Source organism: Deinococcus peraridilitoris DSM 19664, from assembly GCF_000317835.1.
GTDB classification, from domain to species: Bacteria; Deinococcota; Deinococci; order Deinococcales; family Deinococcaceae; genus Deinococcus_A; species Deinococcus_A peraridilitoris.
Genome location: NC_019793.1, coordinates 988,200 through 1,007,375, shown reverse-complemented (window position 1 = coordinate 1,007,375; position 19,176 = coordinate 988,200). Strand labels below are relative to the sequence as shown.

21 protein-coding genes and 4 tRNA genes are annotated in these 19,176 nt (G+C 63.4%); 4 read left to right on the top strand and 21 right to left on the bottom strand.

Going from position 1 to position 19,176, the window contains the following annotated elements:
• Positions 1–7 precede the first annotated feature (7 nt).
• Positions 8–3,451 (bottom strand): DNA-directed RNA polymerase subunit beta, encoded by a 3,444-nt coding sequence (gene rpoB, locus DEIPE_RS04835; protein WP_015234858.1) that lies wholly within the window; start codon positions 3,449–3,451, stop codon positions 8–10.
• Between the two features lie 443 nt (positions 3,452–3,894).
• Between rpoB and DEIPE_RS04830 the strand changes: the two genes are divergently transcribed.
• On the top strand, positions 3,895–4,665 hold the full coding sequence (locus tag DEIPE_RS04830; RefSeq protein WP_015234857.1) for a PLDc N-terminal domain-containing protein: 771 nt from the start codon (positions 3,895–3,897) through the stop codon (positions 4,663–4,665).
• A 44-nt stretch (positions 4,666–4,709) separates the two neighbouring features.
• Here the strand turns inward: DEIPE_RS04830 and DEIPE_RS04825 are convergent, their stop codons facing one another.
• From DEIPE_RS04825 to DEIPE_RS04765, 13 genes are all read right to left on the bottom strand, one after another.
• Positions 4,710–5,072: a hypothetical protein gene (locus DEIPE_RS04825; protein WP_015234856.1), complete on the bottom strand. Its 363-nt coding sequence runs from the start codon at positions 5,070–5,072 to the stop codon at positions 4,710–4,712.
• Between the two features lie 145 nt (positions 5,073–5,217).
• The gene (gene rplL, locus DEIPE_RS04820; RefSeq protein ID WP_015234855.1) at positions 5,218–5,583 is read right to left on the bottom strand and encodes a 50S ribosomal protein L7/L12; all 366 of its coding nucleotides are present in this window, start codon (positions 5,581–5,583) and stop codon (positions 5,218–5,220) included.
• A 15-nt stretch (positions 5,584–5,598) separates the two neighbouring features.
• Entirely contained in the window at positions 5,599–6,096 is a 498-nt protein-coding gene (gene rplJ, locus DEIPE_RS04815; protein ID WP_015234854.1) for a 50S ribosomal protein L10, read from the bottom strand.
• 129 nt (positions 6,097–6,225) lie between these two features.
• Positions 6,226–6,912 (bottom strand): 50S ribosomal protein L1, encoded by a 687-nt coding sequence (rplA, locus tag DEIPE_RS04810; RefSeq protein ID WP_015234853.1) that lies wholly within the window; start codon positions 6,910–6,912, stop codon positions 6,226–6,228.
• Positions 6,905–7,342 (bottom strand): 50S ribosomal protein L11, encoded by a 438-nt coding sequence (rplK, locus tag DEIPE_RS04805; RefSeq protein ID WP_015234852.1) that lies wholly within the window; start codon positions 7,340–7,342, stop codon positions 6,905–6,907. Before rplK ends, rplA begins: the two co-directional genes overlap by 8 nt.
• Before the next feature lie 185 nt (positions 7,343–7,527).
• Positions 7,528–8,103, bottom strand: a complete 576-nt coding sequence (nusG, locus tag DEIPE_RS04800) for a transcription termination/antitermination protein NusG (RefSeq protein WP_015234851.1) — start codon at positions 8,101–8,103, stop codon at positions 7,528–7,530.
• Complete coding sequence (gene secE / locus DEIPE_RS04795; RefSeq protein ID WP_015234850.1) at positions 8,100–8,285, bottom strand: preprotein translocase subunit SecE; 186 nt, start codon at positions 8,283–8,285, stop codon at positions 8,100–8,102. Before secE ends, nusG begins: the two co-directional genes overlap by 4 nt.
• 2 nt (positions 8,286–8,287) lie before the next feature.
• Positions 8,288–8,455 (bottom strand): 50S ribosomal protein L33, encoded by a 168-nt coding sequence (rpmG, locus tag DEIPE_RS04790; RefSeq protein ID WP_015234849.1) that lies wholly within the window; start codon positions 8,453–8,455, stop codon positions 8,288–8,290.
• A gap of 223 nt (positions 8,456–8,678) precedes the next feature.
• Positions 8,679–9,896 (bottom strand): elongation factor Tu, encoded by a 1,218-nt coding sequence (gene tuf / locus DEIPE_RS04785; RefSeq protein WP_015234848.1) that lies wholly within the window; start codon positions 9,894–9,896, stop codon positions 8,679–8,681.
• 98 nt (positions 9,897–9,994) lie between these two features.
• Positions 9,995–10,069 (bottom strand) — tRNA-Thr (locus tag DEIPE_RS04780).
• A 44-nt stretch (positions 10,070–10,113) separates the two neighbouring features.
• A tRNA-Gly gene (locus DEIPE_RS04775) sits at positions 10,114–10,189 on the bottom strand.
• An 87-nt stretch (positions 10,190–10,276) separates the two neighbouring features.
• A tRNA-Tyr gene (locus DEIPE_RS04770) sits at positions 10,277–10,362 on the bottom strand.
• A 32-nt stretch (positions 10,363–10,394) separates the two neighbouring features.
• A tRNA-Thr gene (locus DEIPE_RS04765) sits at positions 10,395–10,470 on the bottom strand.
• 285 nt (positions 10,471–10,755) lie between these two features.
• Here DEIPE_RS04765 and DEIPE_RS04760 point away from each other — a divergent pair.
• Together DEIPE_RS04760 and DEIPE_RS04755 are read left to right on the top strand one after the other, a co-directional pair.
• Entirely contained in the window at positions 10,756–12,654 is a 1,899-nt protein-coding gene (locus DEIPE_RS04760; protein WP_015234847.1) for an ABC transporter ATP-binding protein, read from the top strand.
• A complete protein-coding gene (locus tag DEIPE_RS04755) occupies positions 12,651–14,501 on the top strand; it encodes an ABC transporter ATP-binding protein (protein ID WP_015234846.1) in 1,851 nt (616 codons plus the stop codon). Before DEIPE_RS04760 ends, DEIPE_RS04755 begins: the two co-directional genes overlap by 4 nt.
• Before the next feature lie 94 nt (positions 14,502–14,595).
• Here DEIPE_RS04755 and DEIPE_RS04750 read toward each other — a convergent pair whose 3' ends face one another.
• The 7 genes from DEIPE_RS04750 to DEIPE_RS04720 form a co-directional block, all read right to left on the bottom strand.
• A complete protein-coding gene (locus DEIPE_RS04750; protein ID WP_015234845.1) occupies positions 14,596–14,916 on the bottom strand; it encodes a roadblock/LC7 domain-containing protein in 321 nt (106 codons plus the stop codon).
• Positions 14,916–15,257 carry a roadblock/LC7 domain-containing protein gene (locus DEIPE_RS04745; RefSeq protein WP_015234844.1) on the bottom strand — a complete coding sequence of 114 codons (342 nt, stop codon included), beginning with the start codon at positions 15,255–15,257 and terminating at the stop codon, positions 14,916–14,918. Before DEIPE_RS04745 ends, DEIPE_RS04750 begins: the two co-directional genes overlap by 1 nt.
• Entirely contained in the window at positions 15,254–15,610 is a 357-nt protein-coding gene (locus DEIPE_RS04740) for a roadblock/LC7 domain-containing protein (RefSeq protein ID WP_015234843.1), read from the bottom strand. Before DEIPE_RS04740 ends, DEIPE_RS04745 begins: the two co-directional genes overlap by 4 nt.
• A 76-nt stretch (positions 15,611–15,686) precedes the next feature.
• Entirely contained in the window at positions 15,687–16,301 is a 615-nt protein-coding gene (gene recR, locus DEIPE_RS04735; RefSeq protein ID WP_015234842.1) for a recombination mediator RecR, read from the bottom strand.
• A 31-nt stretch (positions 16,302–16,332) separates the two neighbouring features.
• Complete coding sequence (locus DEIPE_RS04730) at positions 16,333–16,632, bottom strand: YbaB/EbfC family nucleoid-associated protein (RefSeq protein ID WP_015234841.1); 300 nt, start codon at positions 16,630–16,632, stop codon at positions 16,333–16,335.
• Positions 16,633–16,692: 60 nt separating this feature from the next.
• On the bottom strand, positions 16,693–17,025 hold the full coding sequence (locus DEIPE_RS04725; RefSeq protein WP_015234840.1) for a hypothetical protein: 333 nt from the start codon (positions 17,023–17,025) through the stop codon (positions 16,693–16,695).
• A 25-nt stretch (positions 17,026–17,050) separates the two neighbouring features.
• Positions 17,051–17,728, bottom strand: coding sequence for an NUDIX hydrolase (locus DEIPE_RS04720; protein WP_015234839.1), 678 nt, complete (start codon positions 17,726–17,728; stop codon positions 17,051–17,053).
• Positions 17,729–17,900: 172 nt separating this feature from the next.
• Between DEIPE_RS04720 and DEIPE_RS04715 the strand changes: the two genes are divergently transcribed.
• Positions 17,901–19,079, top strand: coding sequence for an acyl-CoA dehydrogenase family protein (locus DEIPE_RS04715; protein ID WP_015234838.1), 1,179 nt, complete (start codon positions 17,901–17,903; stop codon positions 19,077–19,079).
• Positions 19,080–19,176: the final 97 nt, after the last annotated feature.

The window sequence follows — 19,176 nt, the reverse complement described above, 5'->3', positions numbered from 1 at the left end:
AAGCACCTTAGCGGCGCGGCATCATCCCTTCGAAGATGTCCACCGGCTTGTCGCCGTCGTCGAGCACCTCGACGTCGAGACCCAGCGAGTGGAGTTCTTTCACGAGCACCTTGAAGGACTCGGGAATGGTGCTGGCGGCCACCTCGTCGCCCTTGACGATCGACTGGTACGCGGCGTCGCGCCCTTCGATGTCGTCGGACTTGATGGTGAGCATTTCCTGCAGGGTGTGCGCGGCGCCGTAGGCTTCGAGCGCCCAGACTTCCATCTCGCCGAAGCGCTGACCGCCGAACTGCGCCTTGCCGCCCAGCGGCTGCTGGGTGATCAGGCTGTAGGGGCCGGTGGAGCGGGCGTGCAGCTTGTCTTCCACCATGTGGTAGAGCTTCATGACGTACATGGTGCCGACCACCACGGGTCCGCTGATCGCTTCACCGCTGCGCCCGTCGTACAGCACGGTCTTGCCGGTGCGCGCGAGTTCGATCTGCGACTGGTCGTAGTCGCCGCTCGGTCGGTCGATCACGCCGAGCTTGCCGGCGCGCTCGAGCACTTCGGCTTCGCGCACGTCGGTCTCAAAGCCACCACGCTTGCGATCGTCGATGCGCTCGGCAGCGGCGACCTGCAGCATTTCCTTGATGGCGTCCTCGGTGGCCGAGTCGAACACCGGGGTCACGAACTTCTGGCCCGTGAGGCGCGCGACTTCACCGAGGTGCGTTTCGAGAATCTGCCCGAGGTTCATGCGGCTCGGCACGCCGAGTGGGTTGAACACCAGGTCGACGGGGGTGCCGTCGGGCAGGAAGGGCATGTCTTCGGGAGGCAGGATCTTGGAGACCACGCCCTTGTTGCCGTGGCGGTTGGCGACCTTGTCACCCACCTGCAGGCGGCGTTTCTGGGCGACGTATACCCGCACCATTTCACGCACGCCGGGCTTGAGGTCCACGCCCTCGTCGCCGCGGCGGAAGCGCACGGTCTTCACGACGATGCCGCCTTCACCGCTTCTCACGCGCAGCGAGGTGTCCTTCACCTCACGGGCCTTCTCACCGAAGATCGAGCGCAGCAGACGCTCTTCCGGGGTGGGCTCGCTTTCTCCCTTGAAGGAAGTCTTGCCGACCAGGATGTCGCCGGGCTTGACTTCCGCGCCGACGCGGACGATGCCGTCCTCGTCGAGGTCGCGCAGGGCGGCCTCACTGAGCCCCGGGATGTCGCGGGTGATCTTCTCGGGGCCGAGCTTGGTGTCGCGCGCCTCGACTTCGTCTTTCTCGATGTGCACCGAGGTGTAGAAGTCCTTGCGCACCAGGCCTTCGGAGATGCAGATGGCGTCTTCGAAGTTGAAGCCGTCAAAGGGCATGATGGCGATGGTGATGTTCTGTCCGAGGGCCAGGCGGCCGAGTTCGCTGGCCGGGCCGTCGGCGAGTACCTGGCCCGGGGCGACCACGTCACCGACCGACACGATCGGGCGCTGGTCGAGGTTGGTGCCCTGGTTGCTGCGGGTGAAGCGCACCAGGTCGTAGGTGCGGACGTTGTTCTTGAAGAGTGCCAGCCCCGGCTGGTCCTCGGTCAGGGTGACCTGAATGGCGCGGGCGTCCACATAGGACACGCGGCCCGTCACGTCGGCGACGACGCTGGTGCCCGAGTCGCGCACGACGCGCTCCTCGACGCCGGTGCCCACGGCGGGGCTCTCGGCGCGCACCAGCGGCACGGCCTGCGACTGCATGTTCGAACCCATCAGGGCGCGGTTGGCGTCGTCGTGCTCCAGGAAGGGAATCAGCGAGGTGGAGATCGAGACGATCTGCTTGGGCGACACGTCCATGTACTGGATCTCGGCCGGGTCCATCAGGAAGGGGTCACCACGGCGGCGGGCCAGCACGCGGTCGACCGCAAAGGAGCCGTCCGGCGCGAGCGGGGTGTTGGCCTGCGCGATGGCGTAGCGGTCCTCGATGTCGGCCGTCATGTACTCGACCTGGTCGGTGACCTTGCCGTCCACCACGCGGCGGTAGGGCGCTTCCATAAAGCCGAGGTCGTTGACCTTGGAAAACGACGCCAGCGAGGAGATCAGGCCGATGTTGGCGCCTTCGGGCGTCTCGATGGGGCAGACGCGGCCGTAGTGTGTGCGGTGCACGTCGCGTACGTCAAAGCCGGCGCGCTCACGCGTGAGGCCGCCCGGTCCGAGTGCCGAGATGCGGCGCTTGTGGCGCAACTCGGCCAGCGGGTTGGTCTGGTCCTTGAACTGCGAGAGCTGGCTGCGGCCGAAGAATTCACGCATGGCCGCCACGATGGGACGGTTGTTGACCAGCTTGGTGGGGGTGGCAGCGTCGGGGTTGCCGAGCAGCATGCGCTCGCGCACACCGCGCGCCATGCGCCCCAGGCCCACGCGCAGCTGGTCGGCGAGCAGTTCGCCCACCGTGCGCACGCGGCGGTTGCCGAGGTGGTCGATGTCGTCTTCCTCGACGGGCACGGTCTGGGCCACGCCGTCCTCGTCCGCGCCGACGGTGAGTTCTGCACGGCCGTAGGTCAGGGCGAGCAGGTAGCGGATGGTCTCGATCAGGCCGGCGTCCTGGAACTTGCCGTCCTCGAAGGTCAGCAGCGTGGCGTCGTCGCGCGTCGTGCCGAGCTTGCGGTTCATCTTGAAGCGCCCGGGCTTGCCCAGGTCGTAGCGCTTGGGATCGGCCAGCAGGCTGTAGAGGTAGGTGATCGCCTTGTCGCGCTTGGGTGGGTCACCGGGACGCAGGACCGTGAAGAGGCGCAGCAGGGCTTCGTCGGCGTTCATGCCGCTCGACTTGTCCTCGGGAAGCTCCACTCCCTCGTCAAATTCCGTGAACAGCGCCTTGATGCTGGTGTCGTCGTGCCCAAGCACGCGCAGCAGCATGCTGACCGGGAACTTGCGCTTGTTGACCTTCATTTCCAGCACGCCACCGTTGAACTCCAGTTCAATCCAGGGGCCGCGCTTGGGCATCGGGATGATGGCAGCCGTGTAGATCTTCTTGATGCCCTTGTAGGAGCTCGTGAAGTACACGCCGGGGCTGCGGTGAATCTGCGAGATGACCACGCGGTCGGCGCCGTTGATGACAAAGGAGCCGTCCTCGGTCATCAGGGGCAGGTCGCCCAGAAAGACCTGGTCTTCCTTGATCAGGCCGCTGTCCTTGTGAATCAGCTGCAGCTTGGCGTAGAGGGGCGCCTGGTAGGTCAGGTCTTTTTCGCGGCACTCTTCCGGGGTGTAGGGCGCGTCACCCAGCTTGTACTCCAGAAAATCGAGCACCAGGCCTGCGCTGCGATTGCGGTCGGATTCGTCGATGGGGAAGACTTCGCGAAAGGCGCTTTGCAGACCGGCGTTCTCGCGCTGGTCGGGAGCTTTGGTGTCCTGCAGGAAGTGCCGGAACGAGTTGACCTGGACCTCGGTCAGTTCAGGCAACGGGATGACTTCGGCAATTTCGCCGAAGCGCTCGATACGTTGTGTCATTCACACCTCAACGTTGTGAGAAGTCTTGAAGCCTCTCCCCGAACCTGCCAGCGCCGATCGTGGTCGTACTTCTGGAGTACATAGCAAGGTTGAGGGGAGGCGAAAGGAAATCCTTTCGCCTCCTGGATTTACGAAATCGTGCGGAGTGGCGCTCTTGTATAAACGTTGTTTCGCGAGTGCAAGAAGCTCCCCGGAGACCGATCATGGTCACCAAACTGTAGTTTAGCGGCCAAAAAGCCTTGCGTCAAGCAGCGGTGACGAAGGCATAACCCCGGAGAATGGGCCGAACACGTTTCTCACATGGTACACCACCGCAGGGCCATTCGCGCTGAGCTTAAAGACTCCCTCTGGCCTTCAAGGCGAAACCTGAAAAGCCACAAAGCCGGGAGACATGGCAGGGAAGTGCGCAGTGATGGCAGGGCCGCTTTGGTAAACTCGCTCCTATGGCGTTCCTGACGGGCTTTCTGTACCAGTATCCAGTGCTGTACTATCTGCATTTCGCGTTGCAGATCGCCTTCATCATTCACGCGCTCACCCACCGCCGTCAGATCTTCTGGGTGTTCCTGATCTTCTTTATTCCGGTGATCGGCGTGCTGGCTTACTTCTTTCTGGAAATTCTGCCGGGTCTGCGGGTGCGGCGCGTCAATTTTGAGCCCGTGATCGAGGGCCTGCGTTCGCAGGAATCACGCATCAAGACCCGCCGCGAAGCGCTCGCCGAGCTCGATACCCTGCAAAACCGGGTTGCCCTGGCCGGTGAACTGGCCCGTGCCCAGCGGTATGGCGAAGCCGAGGAGATCCTTGCCCCGGCGCGCGTCGGCATTTACAAGGATGACCCCAGCCTGCTCTATCAGCTGGCCGACCTCGCCTACCGCCAGGAAAAATACCAGGAGGCCCGCAGCCTGCTCGAACAGATCGACTCGATGCGCTCACAGGCCCTGCAAAGCAAGGCCAAGGTGCTGCTGGCCGACACCCTGGTCAGGCTGGGTGACCACGAGCGTGCCGAGCGCTATTACCAGGAAGCCATGAACACCGCCACCAGTGAGGAACCCCGCGTCAAGTACGCACAGTTCCTGCTGCAACGCGACCGCCGTGAAGAGGCGCAAGTCCTGCTCGCTCAGGTCGAAAAGACCCAGCGGCGCGCCAACAATCTGTACCGCACCCAGGAACGCGAATGGTTTCGTCTTGCCGAACAGCTGCGTCAAAACCTGAAATAAAGCGGCATGGAACGCGCAAATGCTGGCTTCACCGTTCAGGGCCCTCAGGCCGTATCGGTGTCGTTGGGTGTAAAGTCAGTCTGTAACGCTTCGCTGAAGGCCTTGGCCAACTCGGCGAGACGAGCAATGCGCTCGGGCGGTACCCGCGTGATGTCCAGTCCGATCACGGCTTTCTGAAACTGCACCAGCTGCAGATAATCCATTCTGGCCGGGGTGAGCGGCGTGACCCGTTCGCTCTTGCCGTGCGTGGCGTCAAGGCGCCACCCCGTCGAGGCCGAGTAGAGATGACCGCCGTTGACCTGCAGCAGGTCTCCCTGAATTGATTGGACGGTCGTAAGGCGCCAAGGGCGCCGCTTGCGTTCGATGACGACCACGTCACCGACAGAGAACGAGGAGTTGACGGCCATTCCGGATAACTTAGCGCATCTGGCTGAAGCGTCGCTGTGGCGTTTTCCCAAACTGGGTCTGTGACTTGGCCGCGTGGCCGCGGCCTCGGACAAACGAAAAACCCGAGTCCAGACGGACTCGGGTGCACTCCCGGTGGGGAAAATCTTACTTGAGTTCGACTTTGGCGCCGGCGCCTTCGAGTTGGGCGCGGAACTTCTCGGCGTCGTCCTTGCTGACGCCTTCCTTGATGGCGCCGCCTTTTTCCGAGAGGTCCTTGGCTTCTTTGAGGCCCAGGCCGGTGATGGCGCGGATTTCCTTAATGACGTTGATCTTGCTGCTGCCCGCGTCGATCAGCACGACATCGAACTCGGTCTTCTCTTCGACGGGAGCGGCGACGGCGGCGCCCGGTCCGGCCACGGCGACGGCGGCCGTGACGTTGAACTTCTCCTTGATCGCGTCGATCAGGTCGGCGAGTTCGAGGAGGGTGATGTTGCTGAGGTCATCCAGGAATTGCTCTTTGTTGTACGCCATGTTGGTGTCCTTCCCTTAAGCGGCTTCGCCGCTTTTTTGTTCTTGAAGTGCTTCGAGCAGGCCGACGAAGTTGCTGAGGTGCGCGCCCAGCACGCCGACGAGTTCGGCGTACAGCTGGTCTTTGCTGCCCAGGTTCGCAAGGCGCGTGATGACGGCCACGTCGATTTTGCGGCCCTCAAGGTATCCACCCTTGCTGGCCGGAATGCCCTTGTCATTGCCACGGCTGGCATCCGACAGGATCTTCGCGACGCCCGCGGGGTCGTCCTGGGCGATCACGATGGCACTGGGGCCGCTCAGGATATCGGAGAAGTCGCGCTCCTGGCCCTGCAGGGCCAGGTTGATCAGGGTGTTCTTGGCGACGATCATGCGCCCGCCCTTGGCCACCAGATCCTTGCGGAGGCGGCTGAGCTGCCCTGCGGTGAGGCCCTGGTAGTTGACGACGTAAAACGAGTCAACGCCCGAGAGGCTCTCCTGAAGCGCGGCGAGGTTGTTTTGGTTGCGTTGGTTCGCCACGGGTGCTCCTTGTGTCCAGTGCGTGAAAGCAACTGAGACATCTCGGCGGGATTTTTAAACCTGGCAAGGGTCCCCGCTGTCTTCGGTGCCTTTGAAAGGTGCTGACGCACCGGGGTGCTGAAGGGAAAATCAGGCCAGCGCGACTTGCACGGAAGGGCCCATCGTGGTCGTCATGTAGACGCTGCGGATGAACACGCCCTTGGCGGAAGCGGGTTTGGCGCCTTCCAGCGCGCCAACGAGGGCGCGCAGGTTTTCAGCGATGTTACCTGCCTCGAAGCTGGCCTTGCCGATCGGGGCGTGCACGACGCCGGTCTTGTCGTTGCGGAATTCGATACGACCGGCCTTGAGGCCGCGCACCATGCCCGCCACGTCGGGGCCGACGGTGCCGCTCTTGGGGTTAGGGAGCAGACCGCGCGGTCCGAGCAGACGGGCGAGCTTCTGACCCACCTGGGCCATCATGTCGGGGGTCGCCACCACGGCGTCAAACTCCATGAATCCCCCGGCGATACGGTCGATCAGCTCGGCGCCACCAAATACGTCAGCGCCCGCGCCTTCGGCTTCGGCGATCTTGTCACCCTGGGTAATGACCGCCACGCGCACCGTACGGCCGGTGCCGTGTGGCAGCGCGACAGTACCACGCACGTTCTGGTCGCTCTTACGGGGATCGATGCCAAGGCGGAAGTGCACTTCGACGGTTTCGTCGAATTTCGCGGTAGCGATCTCCTTGACCAGGCTGGTGGCTTCTTCGACGGTGTAGACCTTGTTGCGGTCCACTTTGCCCGCGAGGTTCTGGTAACGTTTGCCGCGCTTAGGCATTGGGGGCCCCTTCAATGGTGACGCCCATGCTGCGGGCGGTACCCGCGACGGTCTGCGCGGCCGCCTCGAGGCTGCCCGCGTTCAGGTCGGGCATTTTGGTTTTGGCAATGTCGAGCACCTGGTCCCAGGTCAGTTTGCCGACCTTGGCCTTGTTGGGGTTGCTCGAACCCTTGGCAACGCCGCTGGCCTTACGGATGAGGTAGCTCATCGGCGGCGTCTTGGTGATGAAGGTAAAGGAGCGGTCCGCGTAGATGGTGATCTCGACGGGAATGATCGCGTCGCCCTTGTCAGCGGTGGCCGCATTGAATTCCTTCACGAAGCCCATGATGTTCGCGCCATGCTGACCGAGCGCGGGACCCACGGGCGGGGCCGGAGTGGCTTTGCCGGCCGGCAGTTGCAGCTTGACAAAACCAGTGACTTTCTTCGCCATTTCAATTCCTCCTTAGCTCCCCCGCGCCTGGACTCAGGTCCTGACCGTCGGGGTGCTGACGCTAAGCGCCTGCGCACGTTTGGGGCGTTTGCAGGCAACCTGCACAGTTTAGCTCAAGAGGCCGGGCTTGCCCAGCCATCCCGAGCGTTTTCGCGCTGAGCGCGAAAAGACTTCAAGAAGAGCGTTCAGCCACGGGTGACCTGTGCAAAGTCAAGCTCGACCGGGGTTTCCCGACCGAAGATCGACACCAGCACCTTCACCTTGGCCTGGGTGGGGTTGACTTCGGACACCACACCGCTGAAGTCCGCAAACGGGCCAGCGGTGACGCGTACCATGTCACCTTCCTTGAAGTTGACCTTGATACGCGGAACGGCCACTGCTTCCTGCTTGGCGGTGACACCGACCGACTGCAGCAGCCGCTGCACTTCATCGTGCGAAAGGGGCACCGGATGGGTGGCCGTACCGACAAAGCCGGTCACTCCGGGCGTGCCCCGCACTGCTTCCCAGGATTCGCCCAGCTCACCGGGCGCCTCGTCGTCCTCGACGTCCATCTGCACGAAGATATAACCGGGGAACAGCTTGCGCTTGACGGTTTCTTTCTTGCCGCCTTCACGCAACTCCACGGCTTCCTCGCTGGGCTGCAGCACCTGAAAGATCTTGGTGTTGTACAGACCGAGCTTTTTGGCGCGCTCCATGAGGTTCGTCTCGACCCGGTCTTCCTGGCCGACGTAGGTATGTACGGCGTACCATTCGATGCTCACTGCGGAACCACCACCCGGATCAGGCCCGCCAGCACCGAGTCAAGCGCGAACAAGAAGAGCGTCAGCACGACGATGAAGACCAGCACGACCTGCGTGCCTTCGAGGACCTGGGCGCGGTTGGGCCACGTGACGCGCGACAGCTCGGCGCGCGCCTCTTGGAAGTACCGCAGCAGTCCATTCATGCTTAGATTTTCTTTTCTTTGAACGGAACGTGCTTTTTGGCGATGGGGTCGTACTTTTTCAGTTCGAGCTTGGCAGTGGTATTGCGGCGGTTCTTGGTGGTGGTGTAGTAGAACCCCGTGCCGGCCGTGCTCTCCATTTTCACTTTGATGCGAGGACCTTCCTTGGCCATGTCCTTGACTCCTTTCGTCCGTTTGGCTTGAACCGTGCGGACTCCCAGGCTTCCCGTCGGCAACGCGCGCTGTGCGGGCTTTCAGGGAAAGGCCGGAGGGAGAACCTCCGGCGCTTGCCTGGTGCAACGGGTAGTGTAGCGCGAGTGCCCCCCAAAAGAAAAGCCCAAAGCGCGCATGAAAAAGCGGAGTGGCATTTGCCACTCCGCTCGGAAGCCTTGAAACTTACTCGATCACCTTGGTGACGACGCCGGCGCCGACGGTACGGCCACCTTCGCGGATGGCGAAGCGCAGACCGTCTTCCATGGCGATGGGCTTGATGAGTTCGACGACAAAGGAGATGTTGTCACCGGGCATCACCATTTCGACACCTTCGGGCAGTTCCACCACGCCGGTCACGTCGGTGGTGCGGAAGTAGAACTGCGGACGGTAGCCACCGAAGAAGGCGCTGTGGCGTCCTCCTTCGTCCTTGGAGAGCACGTACACGCTGGCTTCGAACTTGGTGTGCGGCTTGATGCTGCCGGGTTTGGCCAGCACCTGACCACGTTCCACGTCATCACGCGCCACACCACGCAGCAGCACGCCGACGTTGTCACCGGCCATACCCTGGTCGAGCAGTTTGCGGTGCATTTCGATGCCGGTCACGATGGTCTTGCGGGTGTCGGTCAGACCGACGATTTCCACTTCGTCCTGCACTTTGACGATGCCACGCTCCACCCGTCCGGTGGCAACCGTGCCACGGCCAGTGATGGTGAAGACATCTTCGACGGGCATCAAAAAGGGCTTGTCGGTGGCGCGTTCGGGGGTAGGGATGTAGCTGTCCACCGCATCGAGCAGTTCCCAGATGCGGTCGACCCACTGGTTTTCACCACGCCCGGTCTTGGGGTTGCCTTGCAAAGCCTCCAGGGCCTGCAGGGCGCTGCCCTTGACCACTGGCAGGTCATCGCCGGGGAATTCGTAGCGCGACAGCAGTTCACGCACTTCCATCTCGACGAGTTCCAGCAGTTCTTCGTCGTCGACCATGTCGACCTTGTTCATGAACACCACGATGTAGGGCACGCCCACCTGACGGGCCAGCAGGATGTGCTCGCGCGTCTGGGGCATCGGGCCGTCGGCCGAGCTGACCACCAGGATGGCGCCGTCCATCTGCGCTGCGCCGGTGATCATGTTCTTGACGTAGTCGGCGTGTCCGGGGCAGTCCACGTGGCTGTAGTGGCGCGCCTGGGTGTTGTACTCGACGTGCGCGGTGTTGATGGTGATACCACGCGCTTTTTCTTCGGGGGCCTTGTCGATCTCATCGTAACGCTGGGTTTCGATGGTCGGGTCGACTGCGGCCGCCGTGAAGGTGATCGCCGCGGTCAGGGTGGTTTTGCCGTGGTCCACGTGTCCGATCGTTCCCACGTTCACGTGCGGCTTCGTGCGCTCAAACGTTCCTTTTGCCATGGCAGTTCCTCCTGAAGATGGGTGGTGTCAAATCTTTGGACTGAGGGCTTACGAGAATGCGGCCCGCAAAGTCGCGGGCCAGGCATCACGTCCGAATATGGAGCTCGTGGTCGGGATTGAACCGACGACCTCTCCCTTACCAAGGGAGTGCTCTACCACTGAGCTACACGAGCATGGACCGAACCATCTTACAAAGGTGACCCAAAACACGGGCCATTGGAGCGGGAAACGAGATTCGAACTCGCGACATTCAGCTTGGGAAGCTGACGCTCTACCAACTGAGCTATTCCCGCTTGCTTGGGATATTCTCCAGCACCAGGGGGAACCGGTGCGCCGACTTAGCCGACTTGAGCTCTTCCCGTGACTCGGTGGGCAAGACTTGGTGGGCAGGGGCGGATTCGAACCGCCGTACTCGTATGAGAACAGATTTACAGTCTGTCGCCTTTAACCACTCGGCCACCTACCCAAGTCGAAAGGTGGGGTGTTGCACCACAACCTTGGAGCCACTCAGGAGACTTGAACTCCTAACCTTCCGATTACAAGTCGGGTGCTCTACCAATTGAGCTAGAGTGGCACCGCTTGACCACGGAAGCGCTTGCTTCCCGAGCGCGAAAGCGGCACCTGCTCGCCGACTTCCGGATTGGGATACTAGCACCGTGCCCTATCCTTGTCAAGGCAGCTACAGGGCGCGGAACGGCCCTGCAGGCGCAGTCTTTCCAGCAGATTGGCCAACCGCCATCCGGGCAGTCGGCCAATCGGCGCATGGTGCGAACACCCTGTGGAGTCATAGACTGATGATTCTGGCAGAACCTGCCAAGCGATTTCGCCCAGTGAGTGACTCCCAAACCCTGAGGTAACTTTGAACAGCATCCGGACCCTCTGGCCTTATCTGCTTCTCCACCGACGCCAGTATCTGCTGGGCTTCCTGGCCGTGCTGCTCGCCAACTCGGCAGTGCTGCTGCCTGCCTATTTCCTGCGGCTTTCGATCGACGGCCTGACCAGAAGCGCCGACGGCAATCCGGGCACGACAGGAATCGCGCTCGGCACCCTGATGCTGTATGCCCTTGGCGTCGTGGCAGGCGCTGCGGTCTCGGGCCTCTTCATGTTTGTTATGCGTCGTCAGATCGTGGTGGCCAGTCGTCAGACCGAGTATGAAATTCGCCGCGACATCTTTTCGCACCTCACGACGCTGGACAAGGCCTATTATGACCGTGCGCGCACGGGTGACCTGATGAACCGCCTGACCGGCGACCTGTCGGCCGTGCGAGAACTGCTGGGCTTTGGCACCTGGCAGGTCGTGAACATCGTGACGGCGTTTGCCACCGCGCTCGTGGTGATGTTCAGCCTGTCATGGAAGCTCACGCTGCTGGTGCTTGCGGTGTTCCCGGTGATCGTGATCGTGCTGTACTCGCTGGCGCGGACCATCTCGGCGCGCTACGTGAAAGTGCAGGAGCAGAATTCGGCCATCAGCGCCAAGGCCCAGGAGAACTTCTCCGGTGCGCGCGTAGTCAAAGGGTACGCCGTCGAGGACCGCGAGATTGCGCAGTACAAGAGCATGAACGATGAACTGATTCGCCGCGCCATCAGCCTGGTCAAGGTCGAAGGGCCGCTGCAGGCCTTTATGAGCCTGCTGATGGGCATCGCCTACGTGCTGATCCTGATTTTCGGTGGGCGCATGATCCTGGGGCTCGTGCCGGGCGAAACCCTGACGCTCGGTCAATTCACGCAGTTCGCCTTGACCCTCGAGCGTCTGTCGTGGCCGATGCTGATGATCGGCTTCATCACCAACCTGTCCCAGCGCGGGCTCGCTTCCTGGTCGCGCCTGCAGGACATGTTCGACGCCCGCCCCGTGGTGCACGACAGCAAGCGTACTGACCCGACCATCCGCACCCTGCAGGGAGACATCCATTTCGAAGGCGTCACCTTGCGCTTTGACCGCACGGTGGTGCTGCGCGATCTGTCGCTGCACATTCCGGCCGGGCAGACGCTGGGCATCACCGGCCCGACGGGAAGTGGCAAGACCCTGCTGGCACAGCTGATCACGCGGCTGGTCGATCCCAGCGAGGGGCGGGTGCTGATCGATGGAGTCGATGTCCGGGTCATTCCGCTCAAGACGCTGCGTGCGAACATCGCCACCGTGCCGCAAGAACCGTTTCTCTTCAGCGACACCATCGCCACCAACATCGCTTTCGGGCTCGACAACGAGCACTATCCGCCCGTCGCGACGCGCGTACCTGCCTTTCAGGCCGCGCCGCCCGCCGGGCAGGACCCGCCGCCTGACATGGACCGGGTCCGGCGGGCCGCGCAGCTCGCCGGTCTGTCAAATGACATCGAGGATTTCCCCAACGGCTATGACACCCTGCTGGGCGAACGCGGTGTGACCCTGTCCGGCGGGCAGCGTCAGCGCACGGCCCTGGCCCGCGCGCTGGTGAGAGAGCCAAAAATCCTGATTCTCGACGACTCGACCAGCGCGGTTGACACCGAAACCGAATCGCGCATCCTGCAGGCTTTGCGCGACGTACAGCAGGGACGCACCGTGCTGCTGATCGGCCACCGTGTCTCCACGCTGCGGCACGCCGATCACATCATCGTGCTGCACGAAGGAAGGATCGTCGAACAGGGCGCACACGAGGTGTTGCTGGCCCAGGGCGGACATTACGCCGAACTGGAGCGCAAGCAGCGCCTCGCCAGCGAAATCGACGAGGACGCTTCCGGGCAGGACCAGCACGACATGAGCACCCAGGAGGCACGCGCGTGACCATTCAAGCTGACGAAGCCTTTCGCAAGGCCTTTGACCCCCAATTGACGCGGCGCATCCTGGGATACCTGAATCCGTATGTGCGGCTGGCCGCCACGGGCGTGCTGCTGGCCTTTCTGATCGCGCTGTCCCAGCCCACCTTCAACCTGCTGCAACGCTACGCCATCGACCATTACCTGCTGCCGACCACCGGCCGGGGGAATCTGGGGCCAGAGGCGCTCTTTCAGGGCCTGTTGCTGGTGGCTTTGGCGTATCTGCTGCTGAAGATCGTCGAGTTCGCTTTGCGCTACGGTTTCACGCTGGCCATCAGTTTCCTGGGACAGCGCGTGCTGTATGACATCCGGGCCGACCTGTTCACGAAGCTGCAGCGGCTGCACCTCGCGTACTTCGACCAGAACCCGGTGGGGCGGCTGATCACGCGTGTGACGAGCGATGTCGATGCCATCAACCAGTTCATCACCGCGGGTCTCGTGGCGCTGATTCAGTCCACCTTTCTGGTGATCGTGTACGTCGTGATCATGTTGAGCCTCAACTGGCAACTGGCGCTCGTGAGCTTTACCGTGCTGCCATTTCTGTTCTGGGCCGCCAACTTTTTTCGAATCAAAATTCGTGACGCCTTTCGAGAAACGCGTTTGCAGCAGGCGATCGTCAACAGCAAGCTCAACGAGAACATCACCGGGATGCTGACCGTGCAGCTTTTCTCGCGTGAGAACCGCAATGCCGTGGAGTTCGACCGCGCCAACCGGGGGCTGCTGGGCGCCAACCTGAACTCGATCCGCTGGTTTTCGATTTATATGCCGACTGTGGCCGTGCTCGCGCAGGTCGCCACCGCCCTCGTGCTGTGGTACGCCGGGCGTGACATTCTGTCCGGTGCGGGCGTGACGTTGGGAACGCTGGTGGCTTTCGTGGGTTTTATCACCGCGTTGTTTCAGCCGATTCAGGATCTGGCGGACGTCATGAACAATTTGCAGTCGGCCATGGCTTCAGGTGAGCGGATCTTTGGGGTGCTGGATACCGAGGAAAAGATTCAGGACAAACCCGGCGCGCGCCGCCTGGAGCGCTTTCGCGGTGAAGTGGAACTGCGCAGCGTCTGGTTCAGCTATGACAGCAGTGTCACCGCGGACACGCCTGACAGTGACGAGCGCTGGACCCTGCGTGGTATCGACCTGACCATCCGCCCCGGTGAAAGCGTCGCGCTCGTGGGGGCCACGGGTGCCGGGAAGACCAGCATCACCAGCCTGGTCTCGCGCTTTTACGATGTGCAGCGCGGCGCAGTTCTGGTGGACGGCCACGACGTGCGCGACCTGGCGCAGTATGACCTGCGCCGCCACATCGGCGTGGTGCTCCAGGATGTCTTTTTGTTCGCCGGCACCATGGAGAGCAACCTGACCCTGGGCGACCCGGCCATTCCTCACGAGCGGGTGGTGCAGGCCTGCAAGTACGTCGGCGTGCACGACTTCATCATGAATCTGCCCGACGGGTATCACAGTGAGGTGCGTGAACGTGGCGCCACACTGTCCACTGGACAGAAGCAACTGATCGCCTTTGCCCGCGCGCTGATTCAGAACCCCGACATCCTGCTGGTCCTCGACGAGGCCACGGCCAGCATCGACACCGAGACGGAGTTGCAGATTCAGGCGGCCCTGCAGAAGGTGATGGTCGGGCGCACCAGCATCATCATCGCGCATCGGCTGAGCACCATCGAGCACTGCGACCGCATCGTGGTGATGCGCCAGGGGCGTGTCGTCGAAGAAGGCTCGCACACCGAACTGCTCGCGCGTGGCGGGTATTACTCTCGCCTGTACCGCCTGCAGTACGAGGGAGGCGGCATGGCGGCGGACGATTGAGTGGTGTGTTAAGTGGGTGTTAAAAGGAGGGCGGGAAAGTCCCGCCCTCCTTTTTTGGTCGACTGGTTGAGGGAACGCGCCCGTGCAGTTCGGCTCAGCCGAACTGGCCTTGCAGCTCGGGCAGTGCCCGTTTGACCGCGTAGCGCAGGCGCCCCAGAATGGCCACGTCGTCGAAGCTGGCCAGCAGGGTGTGTGTTCCGAGCGGGACGAGCATCACGGGACCGTCCTCGAAATCGATGACGACATCGCGCCACTCACCGCCGCTGAGTGCGGAGGCCATGCCGCTCACGACCTCACGGCCCTGCAGCGCGACCGTCGAATCGATGCGGAACCCCACGTGGGACAGCACTTCGCCCCCCGCACCCAGCACAGCGGCCGATTTCACGCCGCGGACGGTCATCAGCTGATCGAGCATCAGCGCTCACCCAGGGCGGCCTGAGGTGCCAGTTCGAGCGCCACGCGGGCCAGTTCAAGCTGGGCAGCGCGCGTATCGCTGCCTCGCGTCAGGGCGACTCCGGTGATGAAATCGCCGACACTGACGGCGACCACCTCGAAGTGCTCGGTCGTGAAGGCAATTCGTGACAGCGCTCCCGAGCCCAGGCGGCGCGCGAGCCGCTCCAGGCTTTCGCGCAGCGAGGCGAGTTCGGCGGCCAGGTGTTCACCCTTATCGCCGTAGGCTTCCAGCGCCAATCCGTCGCGGCCGACAAGCGCCGCGCTGCGCACGCCGGGCGTACCCATCAAGGCGCGCAGCTTCACAGGATCTCTCCCAGCTTTTTGGCGGTTTCCAGGCCGTACAGCCGGGCCTGGCCGAGGTTGTTTTTCTGGCCGTCCATCACGATCATCAAAAAGAGTTCGGAACTGACGGGCAGGCTGAACGCGCTGAGGTGGTCTCCGCGCAGATAGAATTCGCGAAGCTGCCCACCCGACAGGGTGTTTTCATAAGCGCTGAAGGCGGCACGCAGCAGGCCGGCGTGTTCGGCCACGAGCAGGCTGAGGTCGGAGTTGCCGGCGCCGTATTCCTCGACGAGAAGACCGTCGAAGCCGCCGATGGCCGCGCCGGACGCACCGTCGACATCGGCCACGAGTTGAGAGAGATGCTGCTCTAGCACCCGTTCAGTATAGGCGAGCGGTGAGAAAAAGATGTAAAGCGGTCCAAGGATTCATGAGAGTGGCGCGGCGTATCTGCTATCGGGTCACCCGCTGCCGGCCAGCCAGGGCGCGCCCCAGGGTGACCTCGTCGGCGTATTCCAGGGCGCCCCCCACGGGCAGACCGTAGGCGATGCGTGACACCATGACGCCCAGCGGCTCGAGCAGACGCTGCAGGTACAGGCTGGTGGCTTCACCCTCCACCGTGGTGCTGGTGGCCAGGATGACCTCGTGGTCTTCGGGCTTCAGTTCGTTCTGCTGCAGTCGGGTCAGCAGAGGCTTGATGTAGAGCTTCTCGGGAGAAACGCCGTTCATGGGGCTGATCGCGCCGTGCAAGACGTGATAGAGGCCACGAAACTCACCACTGCGTTCGATGGCGATGACGTCACCGGGCTCCTCGACCACACAGATCTGCGCGCGATCGCGTCCCGTGTCGGTGCAGACGTCGCACAGTTCGCGGTCGGTCACGTTGAAGCACTGCTTGCACATCTGCAGCTCGCGTTTGGCTTCCAGCAAGGCGCCCGCGAGACGCTCGATGTCTTCGCGTGGCTGTTCGAACAGGTGAAAGGCCAGGCGCTGCGCTGATTTGGGACCGATGCCCGGCAAGCGCGACAGCTCCCGAATCAAGGCCACCAGGCTGGCCGGGTATTTCATGGTCGCCTGCTATCAATGGAGAGCATTGGCCTCAAAGCATGCCGCCCAAAAAGCCCAGGCTGCGCTGGGTCTCACGCTGCTGCAGATCGTCGGCCTTGCCAGCGGCGTCCTGAATGGCCACCAGCAGCAGGTCCTCGAGCGCCTCGACGTCGTCCGGGTCCACGGCCTGCGGATTGATCTTGATGGCGGTGACCTTGCCCTGTCCGTTCATGGTGACGCTGACCATTCCGCTGGCGCTGCCCTCGACCATCTGCTGCGCCAGGTCTTCCTGAATCTTCGCGGCGGCGGCCTGTGCCTGCTGCATCTGCTTCATCAGCTTCTTCATGTCCATAAGTGCATTTTACCCGAGGGCAAGCGGCGCGATGGTGCGTCAGGCGCCGAGGACCGTTCGTTACTCGACGCTGTCGGCGTAGGCATCGGCCAGTTCGGCCACCTGCGCGAAAACCGCTCCATAGCGGGTGATGCTCTTCTGCTCACGCCCATCGACGAGCAGGCGCACGCCATGCGGATGGGGCGCCTCCAGGCGCACGGCCAGACCCGTCACGTATGCCGCGGCCTCCAGTGCCAGGGCCAGGCTGCGTTCAGCGCCGCTCAGCCGCGCGCCCATTTTGGGACTCAGGAGCAGGGTGGCCTGCTCGCCGGACTCGTTTTGCAAGAGCAGCTGCGCTTCGAGCAGTTTGCCGTGCCGCATCGAGACCAGCAGCGTCCGCGGTGTCCAGCTCATGGAGACGCCAGCCGCCCTGCTGCGTTCATACGGTCGTCCGGCGCGCGGTCTTGCTGCGGCGGTACAGCTGTGCCGGACGGCCCACGCCGTTGCGCCGTTCGCCGGAGAGAATCAGCAGGCCCTGTGCCAGCAGGCGTTTGCGGAAATTGCGTTTGTCGAGTTTCTTGGCCAGGATCGCTTCGTGGACTTCTTGCAGTTCGGGCAGGGTGAAAGTCTCAGGCAGGAACTCCAGGGCCAGCTGTGCGTATTCCAGCCGGGTCTGCAGACGCCGCAGGGCCCGCTCCAGAATCTGGGCATGGTCAAAGGCCAGCGGAGGCGGCGTGTGCGCAGGAAACCAGCCGGCGGCCAGCGTGCCCGAACCCCCCGTGACCTGCACGGTGCCGTGCGGCAGGACGGCCAGGTGGGCGACCGAGACGATGCGGCCGCGCGGATCGCGCTCTGGAGCGCCAAAGGTATAAAACTGCTCCAGGTGCCGCGGTTCCAGGCTGATCGAGGTTTCCTCACGCAGTTCGCGCAACGCCGCTTCGTGCAGTTCCTCGTGCAGTTGCACAAAGCCGCCTGGGAGCGCCCAGACCTGAGCGTGCGGCAAGGTGCCGCGCTGCACCAGCAGCACCTGCAGTTCGCTCTCGTGCATGGCGAACGCCGCGACGTCCACCGCCAGGCCCACCTGCGCGGCCTGAGGCGGCAGAGTAAGTGTTTTCATGACACTTATTCTAGAAGCCCGCCTTGACACTGTCAACCAGAAAGTGTCACACGAAAGAGAGCGTCCGCTCGCGTCAGCGCGTGTCGCTCCTCCGGTTTGTGTTGCATCAAAGGCAAAGTCGAGTTCGATACAGCCTGACAGTCTTCAGGTCCCCCGCCCCGTAAGCTGAGGCGTGTCCCTGCTTGCCCACCTCGACCTCACTTTTCGCGAGGAACAGTTCCTCACCCTTGCCCGCCAGCTGGCCCGGGCCGCCCATCCTTTTATCGAGCAGGCCGAGCGGGAAGGCGAGCTGCCCACTGCCGTTATCCAGGCGATCAAGGCGAGTGGCTACGCCGCCCTGACCGTTTCTCAGGACGTGGGTGGTTCTGGCGCTTCCCTGCACGAATTCGCGCTGGCGCAGGAATGCCTGGGGCGCACCGACGCCTCACTCGCCCTGATCGTCGCCATGAACGGGCACGTGCTCGGCAGTGCCGCTGAAGGAGCCCTGTGGCCGGAAGCGCTTTACCGGAAAGTGGCACAGGCAACCGTGTCGCGCGGCGCGCTGATCAACTCGCTGGCCTCCGAACCCGAACTCGGTAGCCCCTCGCGGGGAGGGCTGCCGCGCACCCGGGCGCAGGCGGTGCCCGACGGGTGGCGCCTGCAGGGCCGCAAGACCTGGTCTACCGGCGCTCCCGCGCTCGATTTCCTGGTGGTGACCGCCTCGGTGGGGGAGGGAGACGCCGCCCGCACCGAGCGTTTTCTGGTGGCCGCCGACGCGCCCGGCGTAAAGATCGTGCGCACCTGGGGCGACGGGCTGGCGTTGCGTGGCAGTTCCTCGCACGACGTGGTGTTCGAGGACGTCTTTGTGCCCGGAGAACACCACATTCCTGCCGGGCCCGTCTCGCCTGGCAGCAGCGCATGGTTCTGGACCGCAGTCGCGGCGACCTACCTGGGTGTGGGAGAGGGCGCGCTCGACGCCCTGGTGCACCACGCACACCAGCGGGTCCCCACCGCGCTGGGGCGGCCCATCGCAACCCTGCCTGCCATCCGGAGCGCGGTCGGACAGATCGAGCTGGAACTGGCCGCCGCGCAGGCCCTGCTGTTTCGTGCCACGCGGGCCTGGTCCGGCGCACCATCGCGCCGCCCCGACCTGCTGCCCGCGCTGGCCGCTGCCAAGCACGCCGCGACGAACGCTGCGGTGCGGGCGGGGGACCTCGCGCTGCGCGCCGCGGGGGGTGCCGGCCTGGCAGCGTCGCTGCCGCTGGAGCGGTTTTTTCGTGATGCCCGGGCGGGTCTGATGCACCCACCCGCCGACGAGGCGGCGCTGCAACTGATCGGATCGGCCCGGCTGGATGAGGGTCACAAGCACTGAGGAGAGCATCAATGCGATGTGAACGAAGGCGCCCGGGCCGATCTGTAGTAAAATGAAAAGCGACTGACCCGTAAGGGCGGCCGGGAGGCCGGTGGCG

What these genes read in the sequence shown, in the direction of transcription:
- rpoB (WP_015234858.1), bottom strand. Translation starts at nt 3,451, where the DNA reads ATGACACAACGTATCGAGCGCTTCGGCGAAATTGCCGAAGTCATCCCG.
- DEIPE_RS04830 (WP_015234857.1), top strand. Translation starts at nt 3,895, where the DNA reads ATGGCGTTCCTGACGGGCTTTCTGTACCAGTATCCAGTGCTGTACTAT.
- DEIPE_RS04825 (WP_015234856.1), bottom strand. Translation starts at nt 5,072, where the DNA reads ATGGCCGTCAACTCCTCGTTCTCTGTCGGTGACGTGGTCGTCATCGAA.
- rplL (WP_015234855.1), bottom strand. Translation starts at nt 5,583, where the DNA reads ATGGCGTACAACAAAGAGCAATTCCTGGATGACCTCAGCAACATCACC.
- rplA (WP_015234853.1), bottom strand. Translation starts at nt 6,912, where the DNA reads ATGCCTAAGCGCGGCAAACGTTACCAGAACCTCGCGGGCAAAGTGGAC.
- rplK (WP_015234852.1), bottom strand. Translation starts at nt 7,342, where the DNA reads ATGGCGAAGAAAGTCACTGGTTTTGTCAAGCTGCAACTGCCGGCCGGC.
- secE (WP_015234850.1), bottom strand. Translation starts at nt 8,285, where the DNA reads ATGAATGGACTGCTGCGGTACTTCCAAGAGGCGCGCGCCGAGCTGTCG.
- rpmG (WP_015234849.1), bottom strand. Translation starts at nt 8,455, where the DNA reads ATGGCCAAGGAAGGTCCTCGCATCAAAGTGAAAATGGAGAGCACGGCC.
- tuf (WP_015234848.1), bottom strand. Translation starts at nt 9,896, where the DNA reads ATGGCAAAAGGAACGTTTGAGCGCACGAAGCCGCACGTGAACGTGGGA.
- DEIPE_RS04750 (WP_015234845.1), bottom strand. Translation starts at nt 14,916, where the DNA reads ATGCTCGATCAGCTGATGACCGTCCGCGGCGTGAAATCGGCCGCTGTG.
- recR (WP_015234842.1), bottom strand. Translation starts at nt 16,301, where the DNA reads ATGAAATACCCGGCCAGCCTGGTGGCCTTGATTCGGGAGCTGTCGCGC.
- DEIPE_RS04730 (WP_015234841.1), bottom strand. Translation starts at nt 16,632, where the DNA reads ATGGACATGAAGAAGCTGATGAAGCAGATGCAGCAGGCACAGGCCGCC.
- DEIPE_RS04725 (WP_015234840.1), bottom strand. Translation starts at nt 17,025, where the DNA reads ATGAGCTGGACACCGCGGACGCTGCTGGTCTCGATGCGGCACGGCAAA.
- DEIPE_RS04720 (WP_015234839.1), bottom strand. Translation starts at nt 17,728, where the DNA reads ATGAAAACACTTACTCTGCCGCCTCAGGCCGCGCAGGTGGGCCTGGCG.